Here is a 17,087-nt window from a genome sequence, read left to right as displayed (position 1 = left end):
AGGCTACACGGACACCCGGCCCCGGTCCCGTCACCACCAAGGAGTACCGGCATGACATCGACGAGCGAGACCGCCGTACGCCTCACCCAGTACGCCCACGGCGGCGGCTGCGCCTGCAAGATCCCGCCCGGCGAACTCGAGGACATGCTCGGTCCGCTGACCCGGACGCGGGCCGCCGCGGGCGACACCCCGCTCCTGGTGGGGGCGGCCACCGGTGACGACGCGGCCGTCGTCGCCCTGCCCACGCCGCCCGGCGCCGCCGCACAGGCCCTGGTCTCCACGGCCGACTTCTTCACCCCGGTCGTCGACGACCCCTACGACTGGGGGCGCATCGCCGCCGCCAACGCGCTCTCCGACGTCTACGCGATGGGCGGCCGTCCCGTCCTCGCGGTCAACCTGCTGGCCTGGCCGCGCGACGTCCTGCCCTTCGAGCTGGCCCGCGAGGTGCTGCGCGGCGGCCTGGACGTCGCCACCGAGGCCGGCTGCCACGTGGGCGGCGGACACAGCGTCGACGACCCCGAACCGAAGTACGGCATGGCCGTCACCGGTCTGGCCGACCCCGCCCGGCTGCTGCGCAACGACGCGGGCCGCCCCGGTGTACCGCTGTCGCTGACCAAGCCCCTCGGCCTCGGCGTCCTGAACAACCGCCACAAGGCCACCGGGGAGCGGTTCGAGCAGGCGGTGGCCACCATGACCGCGCTCAACCGGGACGCCGCCACTGCCGCCCTGGACGCCGGCGCGGTCTGCGCCACCGACGTCACCGGCTTCGGCCTCCTCGGCCACCTGCACAAACTGGCCCGCGCCTCCTCGGTGACCGCCGTGCTGGACACCGCCGCCGTGCCCTACCTGGACGGCGCGCGGGAGGCGGTGCGCGACGGGTACGTCAGCGGCGGCACCCGGCGCAACCTGGAGTGGGTGGCGCCGCACACCGACTTCGGGGACACCGACGCCGACACCCGCCTCCTGCTGGCCGACGCCCAGACCTCGGGCGGGCTGCTCGTGGCCGGGGAGGTGCCGGGGGCGCCGGTGATCGGCGAGCTGGTCGCACGCGGGCCGTACTCGGTCGTCCTGCGCTGACCGGCGGACGCCGGCCGCACCGGCCCGCGGGCGCCGGTCGTCACAGCTCCGTGCCGGTGTGCTCGTCGATGCCCGCGCGTGCCCGGTACTCCCGCACCAGTTCCAGGGCCGCCGGGCCCCGCGGGCGCCGGCCCGGCCGGATGTCCACGGCCAGCGCCTTGGCCTCCTGGATGTGGGTGTTCGGATCGAGGGACAGGTGCAGCAGCTCGTTGGCCGCGTCGCCCGTGCTGTAGCCGTTCGGGCCCCAGTGGTAGGGCAGCCCGACCTGGTGCAGGGTCCGGCCGTGCACGGTCAGCGGCGACACGCGGTCGGTGACCAGCACCCGTGCCTCGATCACGCCGCGGGCGCTGACGATCGTCGCCCAGCCGGTGTGCTCCAGCGCGCGCTCGGCGGCCAGCTCGGGCGAGACCTCGCAGAAGAACTCCGGCTGCAGCTCCGCGAGATACGGCTGCCAGCGGGACATGCCGCCCGCCGTGTGGTGCTCGGTGAGCCGGTACGTGGTGGCGACGTACGGGTACACCTCCGAGCCGGGGGCGCCCGCGCTCGGCTGGTAGCGGTTGTCCGGGTGCGGGGGCAGCAGGTGACGCACCGGGTTGCGCTGCTGCCCGTACAGCAGGTTGGGGAAGGGGGAGTCCTGCGGCTCGTAGTGCGTGGGCAGCGGCCCGTCGGTGAGGCCGGAGGGCGCGTACAGCCAGGCCTTGCCGTCGGCCTGCATGATGAACGCGTCGGTGCCCGACAGGGCCTCGGGCCCCGTGGCGTCCGGCGGCGGCACGTGGCCGGGGGCCCTGCCGGGCGGGAAGTCCGGGACGTCGTGCCCCACCCACTTCTCCTGGTTCTCGTCCCACCACACCAGCGCCTTGCGCTCGCTCCACGGCCTGCCGTCCGGGTCGGCCGACGCACGGTTGTACAGCACGCGGCGGTTGGCCGGCCACGCCCAGCCCCACTCGGCCGCCACCCAGTCCTGCCGCGCGCCGGGCTTGCGGCGGGCTGCCTGGTTCACGCCGTCGGCGTGGACGCCGCAGTAGATCCAGCAGCCGCACACTGTGGAGCCGTCGTCGCTCAACTGCTCGTAGGAGGACAGGGGGACACCGTCGGCGTCGTGGCCGTTGATCTCGGCGAGGACCGCCTCCGCGTCCGGTTCGGACAGCTCGCCCTTGACCGGGTAGTCCCAGGTCAGGTCGATGAGCGGACGGTCCATCGGATCGGTGGAGCCGGCGAGCTTGTGACGGATGATGCGACCCAGGTGGTACGTGAACCACAGGTCGCTGCGCGCCTCGCCGGGCGGCCGGACCGCCTGGTGGTGCCACTGCAGCAGCCGCTGCGTGTTGGTGAAGCTGCCGTCCTTCTCGGTGTGGGCGGCGGCCGGCAGGAAGAACACCTCGGTGCCGATGTCCTCCGTGCGCATCTCACCCGTCTCGATCTCCGGGCCGTCCTTCCACCAGGTCGCCGACTCGATGAGCGAGAAGTCCCGCACCACCAGCCAGTCCAGGTTCGCCATCCCCAGCCGCTGCAACTTGGCGTTGCCCGAGCCGACCGCCGGGTTCTCGCCCATCAGGAAGTAGCCCTTGCAGGTCCCCTCCAGCTGGGCCATGACCGTCTCGTACGTGGAGTGCGAGCCCGTCAGCCGCGGCAGGTAGTCGAAGCAGAAGTCGTTCTCCGCCGTCGCCGCGTCGCCCCAGTAGGCCTTCAGCAGGCTCACCAGGTAGGCGCGCATGTTGCCCCAGTAGCCCTTGCGGGCCGCCTCGCCCCGGACGAACGCGTCCAGGTCCTCCTGCTGGTGCGCGTGCGGCATCGGGATGTAGCCGGGCAGCAGGTTGAACAGGGTCGGGATGTCCGTGGAGCCCTGGATGGAGGCGTGCCCCCGCAGGGCCAGGATGCCGCCGCCGGGCCGGCCGATGTTGCCGAGCAGGCTCTGCAGCACGGAGGCCGCGCGGATGTACTGCACGCCCACCGTGTGCTGCGTCCAGCCGACCGCGTAGGCGAAGGCGGTGGTCCGGTCGCGGCCCGAGTTCTCCGTGACCAGCTCGCACACCTGCCGGAACAGGTCCTGCGGCACCCCGCAGATCCGCTCGACCATCTCCGGTGTGTAGCGGGCGTAGTGCCGCTTCAGCACCTGGAGGACGCAGCGCGGGTGCGTCATCGTCTCGTCCCGCTCGATCCCGCCCTCGCCGAGGTCGGGGCCGCCCGAGCCGTGGGACTCGCCGCGCGCCGCCTCGGTCACCGAGGAGTCGCCGCCGGCGCGCCTGCCGTACTCCAGGTCCCGCTCGCCGGAGGCCGCCTGCATCTCCGTGCCCTCGTACTGCCAGCTGCCGTTGTCGTAGCTGCGGCTGTCGGGGTCGAGGCCGGAGAAGACGCCGTCGAGGTCCTCGGCGTCGCGGAAGTCCTCCCGCAGGACGACCGGCCCGTTGGTGTAGGCGACCACGTAGTCACGGAAGTAACCATCGGTGCGCAGCACGTGGTTGATGATCCCGCCGAGGAAGGCGATGTCCGAGCCCGCGCGCAGCGGCACGTGCACGTCGGCCAGCGCGCTGGTGCGGGTGAACCGCGGGTCGACGTGGATCACCTTCGCGCCGCGCGCCTTGGCCTCCATCACCCACTGGAACCCGACCGGATGGCACTCGGCCATGTTCGAGCCCTGGATGACGATGCAGTCCGAGTGCTGCAGGTCCTGCTGGAAGGTGGTCGCGCCGCCGCGGCCGAACGAGGTTCCCAGACCGGGAACGGTGGAGGAGTGTCAAATACGGGCCTGATTCTCGATCTGCACCGCGCCCAGGGCGGTGAACAGCTTCTTGATCAGGTAGTTCTCCTCGTTGTCCAGCGTCGCGCCGCCGAGGCTGGCGATGCCGAGCGTGCGGCGGGTACGGGCCCGGTCGACCTCCCACTGCCAGCCCGCACGCCGTGCCTCGATCACCCGGTCGGCGATCATGTCCATCGCCGTGTCCAGGTCGAGGCGCTCCCAGTCGGTGCCGTGCGGGCGCCGGTACAGGACGTGCTGCTCGCGGGCGTCGCCCGTGGTCAGCTGGAGGCTCGCCGACCCCTTGGGGCACAGCCGGCCGCGGGAGACGGGGGAGTCGGGGTCGCCCTCGATCTGGGTGACGCGGCCGTCCTCGACGTACACGTTCTGGCCGCAGCCGACCGCGCAGTACGGGCAGACGGACTTCACGACCTCGTCCGCCGAGGCGACCCGGGGGGTGAGCCGCGCGCTGGTCCCGCTCCTGGCGGCGGCGCCGCGGCCCAGGGGATCGGTGCCCTTGAGCTGGCGGTAGACCGGCCAGGAGTCGAGCCACGTGCGTACGCCCATGCCGTCCTCCGCCCTCTCTCTCAGTGCGTTCCGCCGGCCCGGGTGTCCCGTTCCCGGCGGTTCAATCCCTGCGGTGCCGTCCGGCGGACGGCGGGTCCCGCGCGGCGCGGACCGATCAGTCCGTGCCGTCCGTGCCGTCCGTGTCGTCCGTGCGAGGTGCGCCGTCCGCCAGTCGCTCCCGCTGCGGTACGACGGTGTACTTCGGGTCCTCCGCCGAGGCCACCCCGGCGTGGAACACGCCGAACCGCAGGGCCGCGGAACCGGCCAGCAGCGCCACCCCGGCCACCGTGGCCGCTCCACGGCGGCGACCGGCCACGGCCGCCAGCGCGGTGCCACCGACCGCCAGGACCTCCGCCCCGCGCAGCAGGACGCACGCCCTGCCCCGCTCGAACGGTTCGGCCACCATGCCCATCCGCCGTTTCATCAGCCGGAAGGCGCCCAGTTCCAGTACCGCGCCGAGCACCGCCGCCCGGCGCGCGGGCCCCGTCTGTGCCACCGGTACGCCGGCCAGCGCCAGCCCCGCCGCCGCGGACGCCGCCGAACCGGCGAAGACGTACGGCAGCTCCCGGTGGCCCTCGTGCCAGGAGGGCACCGCGGTGTCCGAGACCAGCACGGCGGTGTACGTGGCGACCGCCGGGCCGAGCACGGAGGCCGCCGCGGTGGCGGCGGTCCCGGCGGGCCGGCAGCGGCCGCTCACGTCGGCCGCCGCGGCGGCCAGGGTGAGCGGGGCGTAACCGGCCAGCAGCCAGGACCCCACGTTCATCGGCGAGGTGGGCTTGAAGACGCGCAGCATGTTGAGGAACCGGGCGGGCCGGCCCAGGTCGTGCACGAGCGCGCCCAGCGACAGCGAGACGGCGCCCGCCGCCCCCAGCTTCGCCGTCCGCGCCAGCGCCGGACGTCCCGTCGCGTGCCCGCCGGCCGCCAGCAGCGACGACGCGCCCGCGAGCCCGCCCAGCCAGAGGTAGCCCGCGATGTCGAGGGCCGCCCAGCTCGGCTTGTTCAGCACCGGCCTGCCGTAGTACGAGGAGAACTCGGCGTCCGGCACCATCGGCTGCTCACCGCGGCCACGGCGACGGCGACGGCGCCCGGCGTGTGCTCCCGTCGGAGCGTCCCGCCCGGGCCGTGCGCCCCGGACACCGTCGCGGGTGACGTCCGAACCGCTCATCGGGGCCTCCCGGCGAAACTCACGGCGGCCAGCGCGGCCAGCGAGACGGCGGCCGCCGCCGCGTGCCGCCACATCGCGGGCAGGTCCCGGGTGGTGACCACCGGATCGGGCGGCAGCCCGTACACCTCCGGTTCGTCCAGCAGCAGGAAGAAGGCGCCGTCGCCGCCGACCCCGTCGTCCGGGCTCTCCCCGTACAGCCGGGCGTCGGTCACCCCGGCCGCGTGCAGGTGCGCGACCCGGGCCGCCGCCCGCTCCCGCAGCTCCTCCAGCGGGCCGAACTGGATGGAGTCCGTCGGGCACGCCTTCGCGCAGGCCGGTTCCATGCCGACGCCGAGCCGGTCGTAGCACAGCGTGCACTTCCAGGCGCGTCCGTCGCCCTCGCGCTGCTCGATGACGCCGTACGGGCAGGCGGGCACGCAGTAACCGCAGCCGTTGCAGACGTCCTCCTGCACGACCACCGTGCCGAACTCGGTGCGGAACAGGGACCCGGTGGGGCACACGTCCAGACACGCGGCGCGGGTGCAGTGCTTGCACACGTCGGAGGCCATGAGCCAGCGCAGCTCGGTGCGCCCGTCCGGTGCCACGGGGGAGATGCCGCCGGCCGGGGCCCCCGAGGGAGCCCGGTCCGGGGACGGGCCGGTGGCACCGGGGCCGGGGGAGGCGGGCGAGGTGTCCGGGCTCCGGGCGGCCTCGAACACGTCCACGTCCACGTCCCCGTGACCGGTCCCCGGCTCCTGGCCGCCGAGCGGCTTGCGCTGCTCGATGAAGGCGACGTGCCGCCAGGTGTCGGCGCCGAGCCCCTGCGTGTTGTCGTAGGACATGCCGGTGAGCAGCAGGCCGTCCTCCGGCACGGCGTTCCATTCCTTGCAGGCCACCTCGCAGGCCTTGCAGCCGATGCACACGGAGGTGTCGGTGAAGAAGCCGACGCGGGGCGGGGGATCACGGTGACCGGCCGCGGCCGCCACGTCCGGCTCCGGCCCGGAGAACCGGTGGGCGTGGGCCGCGCGTCCGCCGTTTCGGGCGGCGCCGGCGTTCTCCTCGGTCATGCCGTACCTCCACGCCCCTGCCGTTCGCGACGTCCGGTTCCTCGCCCCCGGTGGCCCGGTGGCCCGGTGGCCCTTCCGAGCCTGGCACGGGTGCCCGGGCCGCGCGCGCCCGAAACGGCCGACGGTGCCTTCCGTCCGGGCCGGCGGGCGCGGATCAGGCGACGCGGGGGCCGGTGACGGGCCGGCCCTCCTCGTCGTAGGGCCAGACGTTGGTGGTGCAGCCGTGGAGTCCCTTGATCTGCTGCATCATCACCGGCGCGGGCCGTCCCGGGCCGGGGCAGCCCTCGTGGCCGTGGCCCAGGAAGTGCCCGACCTCGTGGTTGATGATGAGTGCCCGGTACGACGTCACGTCGTCCGCGTAGTACTGCGTGGCCAGCAGCCACCGCTTGAGGTTGACCATGACGTCCTGGCCGACGTTGCAGTTGACCTCGCCGCCGGTGTCCAGGCCGTACTGGCCGCATATGTCGTCCACCGTTCCCGCCGTGGCGAGCCGCACCCGGAAGTCGGACGCGCCGCCGGACACGCGGCGGAACCCCACCTCGCCGTCGGCCGTCCAGCCCCGGTCGTCGGCGAGGATCCGCTCGACCTCGGCGGCGACGTCCCGCGCCGACAGCCCGATGCCGTCCTCCACCTGGACGACGTAGGTCAGCGTGCGCCCGCTCCCGCCGACCCGTTCGCCACCGCCCCCGGCGGTGGTGAACGTCCCCGGCCCGGAGGCCGGGATGGAGACGGGGCTCCGCGACCCGTCCGGCGGACCCTCCGGCTCCTCCTCGTCCGCGGTGCCCGTCGCGGGCCGCCCGGCCGGGGAGGCGGTACCGGCGGACGGCCGGGGCTCCACCGTCGTGATCGGACCGGCGGTGCCGGCGGGACGTTCGGAGGCGGAGGTGCTCCCCTTCACGGCCAGCCCTCCGGCGAACAGCACGACGACGGCCGCGAGTCCGGCCCAGAGAGCCGGTGCCCTCCGGTTCCGCCTGCGGCGGGCGCGTCTCCCGCGTCGGCCCCGGCGGGCCGTGTCGGCGGACGGTGAGGACGTCGATCGGTGCGCGTTCATGATCACGCAGCGTGCCCCGGCCGTGTGATCGCCGGTGGACCGCTTGTGGACCGTCCTGTAACAGCCGCCCACCCGTGCGCGAACACCCGTTCGCCCCGACGCATACTGAGACCCATGCCACGGGTCCTGATCATCGAAGACGACCGCGCCGTCCGGGAGGGCGTCCGCCTCGCCCTGCGCCGCCAGGGACACGAGGTCGCCGCCGCCGCGACCGGTGAGGACGGACTGCGGGAACTGCGCACGTTCCGGCCCGACGCCGTCGTCCTCGACCTGATGCTGCCCGGCATGTCCGGACTGGAGGTGTGCCGCCGCATCCGCGACCACGACCAGGTGCCCATCATCATGGCCACCGCCCGCGGGGACGACACCGACGTCGTCGTCGGACTGGAGGCCGGAGCCGACGACTACGTGGTCAAACCCGTCCGCGCCCGTGTCCTGGACGCGCGCATCCGGGCGGTGCTGCGCCGCGCCGGCGGCCCGGCGGACGACCACGGCGGGCCGCGCACCGAGCAGCACGGCGACCTGACCATCGACCGCGCCGGACTCACCGTCACCCACCGGGGGCGGCCCGTCGCCCTCGCACCGTCCGAACTGCGGCTGCTGCTCACCCTGTCCGCCTCGCCCGGCCAGGTGTTCAGCCGCCAGCAGCTCCTGGAAGCCGTGTGGGAGCACAGCTACCACGGGGACGCACGGCTCGTGGACGCCTGCGTCAAACGCCTCAGGTCCAAGATCGGCGAGCCCGCGGACCAGCCGCGTCACATCCACACGGTACGCGGTTTCGGCTACCGCTTCGGACCCCGGTGAGGACGGCGGGACTGCCGCGCGCGCTGGGCGGACTCCGCGTGCGGCTGGTGGTGGCCTTCGCCTTCGTCGCCGCCGCGGCCACGGTGACCACGGGCGCGCTGACCTTCCGCGAAGCACGCACCGGAATCCTCCAGCAGAGCCAGGACACGGTGATCGAGGACTTCCGGGACCGGGTCAGCGCCCTGGTCCCCAACTACCGCTTCCCGCCCGACCGGTCCGACCTGGAGACGTTCGCCGCCGACGTGGCGCGCGGTGGACGGTCCCAGAACTGGCGGGTGCTGGCCGCCTACCGGGGGTCGAGCGCGACCTCCGACCCCGGCGACGCCTTCGGCGAACTCTCCCCGGACATGCGCGAGTCCGTGCGCTCGCGCCGCGCCACGGTCTTCCAGCGCGTGACGAACGACGGCCGTTCCTCCCTCGTCGTCGGCATGCCCGTCACCTTCGCCGGCCCGTACGCCACCTCCGAGCCCGCCTCCGGGCTCGAGGTCTACCTCACGGTGCCCCAGAACGAGGAACAGGGATACGTCGACGCCCTGGTCGCCGCCGTCGAACGCGCCACCGTGCCCGCCCTCGCCCTGGCCGTCGTCCTCGCCCTGCTGGCCGCGCGCGGGGTGCTGCGGCCGGTCAGGGAACTGCGCCGGGCGACCCGCAGCATCGCCGAGGGCCGGCTCGACACCCGGCTCGCCGTGCAGGGCAGCGACGAACTCGCCGAACTCTCCCGCACCTTCAACGAGACCGCCGAGGCACTGGAGGGCTCGGTGGCGGAACTGCGGCGCATGGAGGCCGGGGCCCGGCGCTTCGCCGCGGACGTCTCGCACGAACTGCGCACCCCGCTGGCGGCGATGACGGCGGTCACCGACGTACTGGACGAGGACGCCGCCGGCCTCGACGACGACACCGCCACGGCCGTACGCCTCATCAGCGAGGAGACCTCCAAGCTGGCCACCCTGGTGAACGACCTGATGGAGATCTCCCGCTTCGACGCGGGCGCGGCCGCCCTCCACCTGGACGACATCGACCTCGCCGAGTCCGTACGGCGCACCCTCGCCACCCGCGGCTGGACCCACAGCGTGGAGACCCGCCTGCCGGAACCCGGCACGCTGCGCGGCCGCGTCGACCCGCGCCGGCTCGACGTCGTCGTCGCCAACCTCGTCGCGAACGCCCTCCGCCACGGCCGTCCCCCCGTGAGCCTGCGCCTCTACGGACGACACGACCCCGAGGCGGGCGGACAGGCGGTCGTCGAGGTCCGCGACAGCGGGGACGGCATCCCCGACGACGTCCTGCCCCACGTCTTCGACCGCTTCTACAAGTCGGACACCGCCCGGGTCCGCAGCGAGGGCAGCGGGCTCGGACTGGCCATCACCGCGGAGAACGTCCGGCTGCACGGCGGCACCGTCCGGGCGGCCGGCCACCCGGACGGCGGCGCCGTCTTCACGGTCGTCCTCCCCCTGCGCCAGGACGGCGCGGCGGACCGGACGGGGGACCCGGCGAAGGAGGGCCGGGCATGAACATCCGGCACGCGCTGCCCGCCCTGCTGGCGACCGCCCTCGCCCTGTCCGCCTGCGACATCCCCGCGACCGGAGTGGTCGAGGCGGGCGAACCCGCCACCGGCGTCCTCGAGCCGCAGGGCACCACCCCGGCGCCGGAGGAGAGCCGGGCCGTGCCGGTCGCCACGGTCCCGCTGTACTTCGTCTCCGACGGTTCCCTGGTCGCCGTCCCCCGCGAGCTGCCCGGCGGGGCGGAACTCGGCATCACGGTACTGATGCTGTTCAAGGGCCCGAACGCCGGGGAACGGGAGCAGGGGCTGACGACCGAGCTGCCGCGGGCCGGCGCCGCGCCCACCCTCCGGACCGACGGGGCGACGGTCACCGTCGGACTCCCGCCGGCCGCCGCCGGACTGAGCGACACGGCCGTCGACCAGCTGGCCTGCACGGTCGCCGGCGCCCGGTTGCGCCAGGACCCGGAACTGGGGAGCGTGCAGGTGACCGTGGAGCAGCCCGGCGGCCGGCTGGCCGGCCGGTCCAGCGACGACTGCCCGGGCACGGCGGCCGCCGCTCCCACCGTCGCGCCCTCGGGCTGACCGTCCGGCTCGGCGGGCGGCACCGGAGGAGGAGGCGGCCGCGCCGCCGGGAGGTCCGGAACCCGCCGGGTGGCCCACCCGGTCCCTCCCGGGGCCACGCCGGCGCAGTACCGGCCCGCCCCGCCCGAGCCGGGCGGACACACCGAGGAGGTGTTCCGCGCCGACGACGGGCACGACACCCGGTGACCCCTCGGCGTGGCCGGGCGACTGGCGCCCGGACCCCTGGGTACCCTCCGCCGCATGGCGGTGGACAGGAAGACCGGGCCACCGCGCCGGACGCCGGCGCGGCAGCGGACGAACCGCACCCTCGGTCGGGCGCTGGCGCGGTGGGCGAGGACGACCGATCACAAGGTGATCGGGAACCTCTACCTGACCACGTCGTTCGGTTTCTTCCTCCTCGGCGGCGTGCTGGCGATGCTGATGCGCACCGAGCTGGCCCGCCCGGGGCTGCAGCTGTTCTCCGCCGAGCAGTACAACCAGCTCTTCACCGTGCACGGCACCGTCATGATGCTGCTGTTCGCGACCCCGCTGTTCGCCGGGTTCACCAACGCCGTCATGCCGCTGCAGATCGGCGCCCCCGACATGGCGTTCCCCCGGCTCAACGCGCTGTCGTACTGGCTGTACCTGTTCGGCGGCCTGATGGTGGTCTCCGGGTTCCTGACCCCGCAGGGGGCGGCCTCCTTCGGCTGGTTCGCCTACGCGCCGCTGAACAGCGCCACGTTCACCCCGGGACCGGGCGGCGACCTGTGGACCATGGGCCTGGTGGTGAGCGGGGTGTCCACCACGCTCAGCGCGGTCAACTTCATCACCACCGTCGTGTGCCTGCGCGCACCCGGCATGACCATGTTCCGGATGCCGATCTTCACCTGGAACGTGCTGTTCACGTCGATCCTGGTGCTGCCCGCCTTCCCCGTGCTCACGGCCGCCCTGCTCGCACTGGAGGCCGACCGGAAGTTCGGCGCCCACATCTACGACCCCGCGAACGGCGGGGCGTTGCTGTGGCAGCACCTGTTCTGGTTCTTCGGGCACCCCGAGGTGTACATCGTCGCGCTGCCGTTCTTCGGCATCGTCTCCGAGATCATCCCGGTGTTCAGCCGCAAACCGATCTTCGGCTACGTCAGCCTGATCGGCGCCACCATCGCCATCACCATGCTCTCCGCGGTGGTGTGGGCCCACCACATGTTCGCCACCGGGGCCGTGCTGCTGCCGTTCTTCTCGGTGATGTCGTTCCTCATCGCGGTGCCCACGGGCGTGAAGTTCTTCAACTGGATCGGCACGATGATCCGCGGCTCGCTCTCCTTCGAGACACCCATGCTGTGGTCGTGCGGCTTCCTGGTGACCTTCCTGCTCGGCGGCATGAGCGGCGTCCTCATCGCCTCGCCGCCCCTGGACTTCCACCTGACGGACTCGTACTTCATCGTCGCCCACCTGCACTACGTGCTGTTCGGCACGGTCGTGTTCGCGATGTTCGCCGGCTTCTACTTCTGGTGGCCCAAGTTCACCGGCAAACTCCTCGACGAACGCCTCGGGAGGATCCACTTCTGGACGCTCTTCGTCGGCTTCCAGACCACGTTCCTCGTCCAGCACTGGCTCGGCGAACAGGGCATGCCGCGCCGCTACGCCGACTACCTGGCCGCGGACGGCTTCACCGCCCTGAACACCGTCAGCTCCATCGGCGCCTTCCTGCTGGGCCTGTCCACGCTGCCGTTCCTCTACAACGTCTGGCGCACCCACCGGTACGGCGTCCGGGTGGAGCACGACGACCCCTGGGGCTACGGCCGTTCCCTCGAATGGGCCACCTCCTGCCCGCCCCCGCGCCACAACTTCACGTCGCTGCCCCGGGTGCGCTCCGAGTCCCCGGCGTTCGACCTGCACCACCCCGACATCACCCGACACGACCAGAGGCACGTGCAGTGAGGACCGAGTCCCGGCTGTTCACCGGTGTGGCCGTCTTCTTCGGCGGCACCGCCGTTCTCTACGGCTGGTGGTCGGCCGAGCCCGCCGGCACCGCCGCCCTGATCATCGCCTTCCTGATGGCCTCGCTCGTCGCGTTCTTCTTCCGCGTGCAGCACCACAGACGCGGCCCGCGGGCCCAGGACCTCGACGACGCCGAGGTCGCCGACTCCGCGGGCCCGCTGGAGTTCTTCCCGCCGCACAGCCCCTGGCCGATCACGATCGCGCTGGGCGCCGTCGTCCTCGCCCTCGGCATCGTCTACGGCCTGTGGCTCGCCCTGATCGGCTTCGGCGTGGTCGCCCTCGCCGTCTCCGGACTGGTCTTCCAGTACGCCCGCCGGGGCGTTCAGCGCTCCAGCCCGCCCGAGGGGGACGGCTCCCGCTCCGACTCCCCGACGTCGACCCGGTCCCCGTAGTACCACTCGCTGAGCACCGCCCGCAGCCGCCCGACGCGCGGTGCCTCGGCCCCGGGCGCGGTCCGCGCGAGCGGCTCGGGCTCCTTCCGGGACCGCAGTACGTGCCGTTCCTCGGCGTCGAGCGGCTCACGGCTCTCGGTGTAACCGCCCGCGAGGGTCTGCCGCAGCTCGCCCGTCTCCTCGCCCTCGGCCAGCCGTTCGCGATCCGACTCCTGCATCGCCAGGCAGACCCGCTTGGTCACCGTGAAGGAGAGCGGCGGCAGCACCACCAGGGAGATGCGGAACACCCACGTCAGCAGGTTCAGCGAGACGTCGAACGTGTAGGCGATGATGTCGTTGCCGCCCGCGGCGAGCAGCACCGCGTAGAAGACGATCCCGGCGACGCCCAGGCCGGTCCGCACCGGCTTGTCCCGGGGCCGGTCGCACAGGTGGTGCTCCGCCCGGTCGCCCGTCACCCACCGCTCGAAGAACGGGTACGCGTACAGCACGGCGAACAGGAGCCCCGGCAGCAGCACCGCCGGGACCAGGACGTTCCACATCACGGTGTGCCCCGCCACCGCCGTCTCGAAGGGCGGCATCAGGCGCAGCGAGCCCTCCAGGAAGCCGACGTACCAGTCCGGCTGCGAGCCCGTCGAGACGACGTCGGCGCGGTAGGGACCGTACGTCCAGACGGGGTTGATCTGCGCCATCGCCGAGAGCACCGTCAGGATCCCGGACACCATGAGGAACAGGCCGGTCGAACTCGCCGCGAACTGCGGGAACAGCGGCTTGCCGACGACGTTGCGGCCGGTGCGGCCCCGGCCCGCCCACTGGGTGTGCTTGAGGTGGAAGACCAGCACGAGGTGGAGGGTGACGAGCGCCAGCAGCAGCCCCGGCACCAGCAGGATGTGCACCGAGTACAGCCGCGGGACGAAGTCGTGGCCGGGGTACTGGCCGCCGAACACGAACATGCTGACGTACGTGCCCACCACGGGGACGGACAGCATGATGCCCTGCGCGATGCGCAGTCCCGTCCCGGACAGCAGGTCGTCGGGGAGCGAGTAGCCGGCGAAGCCCTCGACGAGCGCCAGCACGAACAGCGTGACGCCGATCAGCCAGTTGGCCTCACGCGGGCGGCGGAACGCGCCCGTGAAGAAGACGCGCAGCAGATGCACTCCGATGGCCGACAGGAACAACAGGGCCGCCCAGTGGTGCAGCTGCCGGATCAGCAGCCCGCCGCGCACGTCGAAACTGATGTCGAGCGTCGTGCGGTACGCCTGCGACATGCGCACCCCGAGCAGCGGCTCGTAGGAGCCGTCGTAGACGACCTCCGTCATCGACGGATGGAAGAAGAGGGTCAGCCAGACCCCGGTCAGCAGCAGGACGACGAAGCTGTAGAGGGCGATCTCGCCCAGCAGGAACGACCAGTGTTCGGGAAAGGCCTTGCGCAGCAGCCCCCCGCCCTCGGTCACGGGCAGCCGGCCGTCGGCCCGGTCGACGGTGCGTTCGGCCGCGCGACGGGCCCACGCTCCGGCGCGGGCCCTTTTTCTCTTCCACAGCACGGCGCATGGGTTCCCCGGTGCCCGTGCCGGAAACTATCTCCGCGTCACCGCAGCGTCACGCACGGTCCCCCTTCGGCTTGCCCCGCTGGTCCGGTGTGCCGTGCGGGGGCGGGCCGAACGGCTGGGGGGAGGTGGCCGGCGTCACGGGGGAGCCCTTGTGGCCCCGGCCCTGCTCCGGGCGCAGCGCGCCGGGGTCGCCCGAGGACGGCTCGGCACCGGACTTCAACTGCTCCAGGCGGGTGGTCAGCAGCTCCGTCACCGGAACGCGGTGGGCGTGCGAGCGCTCGTACACCAGCAGTTCCTCCACCTGTTCCACGTCCAGCGACCGGATGCGGCTCTCCAGGCCACCGATCGGCAGATGGTCGTAGTCGGGCAGCGGCAGGGTGTCGCGGGCGGGATCCGCCATGGTTCTCACTTCCTTCCGTACGACGGCCCGGGCGTGGCCGTGCCGGATGCGCCCGGGCCTCCTCGAAGCCGTACCGGGCCCCGCGGAACGGGACGGCGGACGGGTCAGCGCGCACCCCCCGGACCACCGCCACCGAACGAACCGCTGGTGCCCTCGTCCCAGCGCGGCCGGTCCTGGCCGGACGCGGTGCGGCTGCCCTGGTGCCGGAGCTCGTGCGGCAGCGTCCGGCCGTCGCTCCTGGGCATCTCCTCGGGCTCCCGGTTCTCCAGGACCTCACGGACCGGTCCGCCGTCCGGCATGCGGGGCTGCTCCTCGGGGAGGGGCGGCGGGGGCTCCCTGCGCTTCAGGCGGCTGCCGAGGACGAAGGCGCCGATCAGTACCGCCACCACCACGAAGGCCGCCACCACCAGCCAGAGGCCGGCGGCGCCGGAGCCCGCGGCCATGTCCATCGATGCGCTAGTCATGGAGCGCGGGTACCCCCGGCGGCCCCGGACAACCAGGCCGGCCCGACCGAGCCGTCCGCGGCCGCGGACGACCGGCCCGCCGGACCGCGTCGAGCGGCTCGGCCCGGGACGTCCGCGGCCGCCCCGACCGAGGGTCGTCGGATCCCCGCTCCCGGCGCGTCCTCGGGCACCCGGCGGCGCACCGGGGAGAACGGGCCACGTCCCTTGGGAACACGGGCCCGCCGGGGTTTGGCGCCGACCACGGCGGCAACCCGCGCGGTGTGACATCGACGACTTCCCAGCAGGAACTGTTCCGCTTCCTGGAGGACCGCTTCGCGTGCGCGCAGGCGTGCACCGAGTGCGCACGGGCGTGCGCGCTGCGGGCGAGCCTGGTGGACCCGGACGGGACCGAGTACCAGGAACTCGTACGGCGCAAGGGCATCATGTGCGCGGAGGTGTGCGACGCCACCTGCCGGGTGCTGTCCGAGCAGAACCAGGTGGACGAGACCGCGATCCGCGTCCAGCTGGAGTGGTGCGTGCAGGTGTGCCTGGAGGGCGCGCACGTCTTCGACAAGCAGCCGGGCGCCGAGGACAGCGCCGAGGCGTGCCGCGCCTGCGCCCGGGCCTGCGGAGAGTTCCTCGCCACGCTGCGCTGAGCCGCCCGGACGGCACGGACCCGGTGCCGCGGGGTGCCCCGCCCGGTCCCCGCACGCACCCTGACGAGGTGCCGCCTGCCGCATCCGGCGTACCCGTACCTGCGTCCGTACGGCCACGGGCGCTACGGCAGACCGGCCCCCGCACCCGCCGCCACCACCCGCCGCACGCGCACCCCGGGCACCGGACCGTGCGGATTCCCGCACGTCCGCGGCCCGCGCTCCCCTCCGGACACCCCCTGCCCGCCGTGGCCGGGCGCGGGTCCGGCACCGTACAAACCCGGACCACGAGCCGCCATACTGGACCGGCCAGGGGAGGGCGGGGCGGACTGAACCACGGGGGCGGGTACGGCGATGGGGGACAGCACGCTGATCCAGGGCCGGTACCGGTTGCTCGACCGGATCGGGCGCGGCGGCATGGGCGAGGTGTGGCGGGCGCGGGACGAGTCGCTGGGACGGCGCGTCGCGGTGAAGTGCCTCAAGCCACTGGGCGCGCAGCACGACCAGTCCTTCACCCGCGTGCTGCGGGAACGGTTCCGGCGCGAGGCCCGGGTGGCCGCCGCGCTCCAGCACCGCGGGGTGACCGTCGTGCACGACTTCGGCGAGTGCGACGGCGTGCTCTTCCTGGTCATGGAGCTGCTGGAGGGCCGCGACCTCAGCCGGCTGCTGGAGGACAACAGGCACCATCCGCTGCCGGTCCCCGACGTCCTGGACATCGCCGAACAGGTCGCCGCCGCGCTCGCCTACACGCACGAACAGGGCATCGTGCACCGCGACCTGAAACCCGCCAACATCGTGCGCCTGGCCGACGGCACCGTGAAGATCTGCGACTTCGGCATCGCCCGGCTCGGCCGCGACGTCGGGTTCACCGCCCGCCTGACCGGCACCGGCATCGCCATGGGCACCCCGCACTACATGTCGCCCGAGCAGATCGGCGGCGAGGAGGTCGACCGGCGCAGCGACCTGTACTCGCTGGGCTGCGTGCTCTACGAGATCGCCACCGGCGTCCCGCCCTTCGACCTCGACGACGCCTGGGCCGTCCTCGTCGGCCACCGCGACACCGAGCCCGAACCGCCGCGCCGGCACCGCCCCGAGCTGCCCGGCCACCTGGAGCGGCTCATCCTGGACCTGCTGGCCAAACAGCCCGGGCA

General features: G+C 73.4%; 15 protein-coding genes. 8 read left to right on the top strand and 7 right to left on the bottom strand.

All coding sequences use genetic code 11. The features are described 5' to 3' along the window. Nucleotides 1–51 precede the first annotated feature (51 nt). On the top strand, nucleotides 52–1,077 hold the full coding sequence (selD, locus tag JHAT_RS30060) for a selenide, water dikinase SelD (protein WP_077801433.1): 1,026 nt from the start codon (nucleotides 52–54) through the stop codon (nucleotides 1,075–1,077). 40 nt (nucleotides 1,078–1,117) lie between these two features. Here the strand turns inward: selD and fdh are convergent, their stop codons facing one another. From fdh to JHAT_RS30035, 4 genes are all read right to left on the bottom strand, one after another. Next, nucleotides 1,118–4,378 (bottom strand): formate dehydrogenase, encoded by a 3,261-nt coding sequence (fdh, locus tag JHAT_RS30055; protein ID WP_253195656.1) that lies wholly within the window; start codon nucleotides 4,376–4,378, stop codon nucleotides 1,118–1,120. Nucleotides 4,379–4,493: 115 nt separating this feature from the next. Beyond that, a complete protein-coding gene (gene nrfD / locus JHAT_RS30045) occupies nucleotides 4,494–5,543 on the bottom strand; it encodes an NrfD/PsrC family molybdoenzyme membrane anchor subunit (RefSeq protein WP_171991127.1) in 1,050 nt (349 codons plus the stop codon). Next, entirely contained in the window at nucleotides 5,540–6,589 is a 1,050-nt protein-coding gene (locus JHAT_RS30040) for a 4Fe-4S dicluster domain-containing protein (protein WP_077801429.1), read from the bottom strand. Before JHAT_RS30040 ends, nrfD begins: the two co-directional genes overlap by 4 nt. Before the next feature lie 154 nt (nucleotides 6,590–6,743). Next, complete coding sequence (locus JHAT_RS30035) at nucleotides 6,744–7,640, bottom strand: DUF3152 domain-containing protein (RefSeq protein WP_077801444.1); 897 nt, start codon at nucleotides 7,638–7,640, stop codon at nucleotides 6,744–6,746. A gap of 114 nt (nucleotides 7,641–7,754) precedes the next feature. On the opposite strand from JHAT_RS30035, the gene JHAT_RS30030 reads away from it, so the two are divergent. The 5 genes from JHAT_RS30030 to JHAT_RS30010 all read left to right on the top strand — a co-directional run bounded on the left by JHAT_RS30030 (nucleotide 7,755) and on the right by JHAT_RS30010 (nucleotide 12,893). Continuing rightward, nucleotides 7,755–8,444, top strand: coding sequence for a response regulator transcription factor (locus tag JHAT_RS30030; protein ID WP_077801428.1), 690 nt, complete (start codon nucleotides 7,755–7,757; stop codon nucleotides 8,442–8,444). Nucleotides 8,445–8,455: 11 nt separating this feature from the next. Further along, complete coding sequence (locus tag JHAT_RS30025) at nucleotides 8,456–9,952, top strand: cell wall metabolism sensor histidine kinase WalK (RefSeq protein ID WP_171991128.1); 1,497 nt, start codon at nucleotides 8,456–8,458, stop codon at nucleotides 9,950–9,952. Further along, a complete protein-coding gene (locus JHAT_RS30020) occupies nucleotides 9,949–10,524 on the top strand; it encodes a GerMN domain-containing protein (RefSeq protein ID WP_077801426.1) in 576 nt (191 codons plus the stop codon). The genes JHAT_RS30025 and JHAT_RS30020 overlap by 4 nt, the downstream gene beginning before the upstream one ends. Before the next feature lie 240 nt (nucleotides 10,525–10,764). Then, nucleotides 10,765–12,441, top strand: coding sequence for a cytochrome c oxidase subunit I (gene ctaD / locus JHAT_RS30015; protein ID WP_077801425.1), 1,677 nt, complete (start codon nucleotides 10,765–10,767; stop codon nucleotides 12,439–12,441). Continuing rightward, nucleotides 12,438–12,893, top strand: a complete 456-nt coding sequence (locus tag JHAT_RS30010; protein WP_077801424.1) for a cytochrome c oxidase subunit 4 — start codon at nucleotides 12,438–12,440, stop codon at nucleotides 12,891–12,893. The genes ctaD and JHAT_RS30010 overlap by 4 nt, the downstream gene beginning before the upstream one ends. On the opposite strand, the gene JHAT_RS30005 is transcribed toward JHAT_RS30010, so the two are convergent. From JHAT_RS30005 to JHAT_RS29995, 3 genes are all read right to left on the bottom strand, one after another. Next, on the bottom strand, nucleotides 12,824–14,434 hold the full coding sequence (locus JHAT_RS30005; protein ID WP_077801423.1) for a cytochrome bc complex cytochrome b subunit: 1,611 nt from the start codon (nucleotides 14,432–14,434) through the stop codon (nucleotides 12,824–12,826). The two genes, JHAT_RS30010 and JHAT_RS30005, sit on opposite strands and share 70 nt — an antisense overlap. 55 nt (nucleotides 14,435–14,489) lie before the next feature. Further along, complete coding sequence (locus JHAT_RS30000; protein ID WP_077801422.1) at nucleotides 14,490–14,840, bottom strand: hypothetical protein; 351 nt, start codon at nucleotides 14,838–14,840, stop codon at nucleotides 14,490–14,492. 104 nt (nucleotides 14,841–14,944) lie between these two features. Then, nucleotides 14,945–15,304, bottom strand: coding sequence for a DUF6479 family protein (locus JHAT_RS29995; RefSeq protein WP_077801421.1), 360 nt, complete (start codon nucleotides 15,302–15,304; stop codon nucleotides 14,945–14,947). 260 nt (nucleotides 15,305–15,564) lie between these two features. Here JHAT_RS29995 and JHAT_RS29990 point away from each other — a divergent pair, with 260 nt between their 5' ends. Next, nucleotides 15,565–15,939 carry a four-helix bundle copper-binding protein gene (locus tag JHAT_RS29990; RefSeq protein WP_077801420.1) on the top strand — a complete coding sequence of 125 codons (375 nt, stop codon included), beginning with the start codon at nucleotides 15,565–15,567 and terminating at the stop codon, nucleotides 15,937–15,939. Nucleotides 15,940–16,290: 351 nt separating this feature from the next. Further along, nucleotides 16,291–17,087: serine/threonine-protein kinase (locus tag JHAT_RS29985; RefSeq protein ID WP_143660541.1), on the top strand; the 797-nt coding region annotated here is incomplete at its 3' end.

Origin of the sequence: Streptomyces sp. JHA26 (genome assembly GCF_002005565.1) — a bacterium.
In the GTDB taxonomy this organism is placed as follows: Bacteria; Actinomycetota; Actinomycetes; order Streptomycetales; family Streptomycetaceae; genus Streptomyces.
The sequence above is the reverse complement of the archived record's forward strand: the minus strand, read 5'-3'. Positions and strand labels throughout refer to the sequence as shown.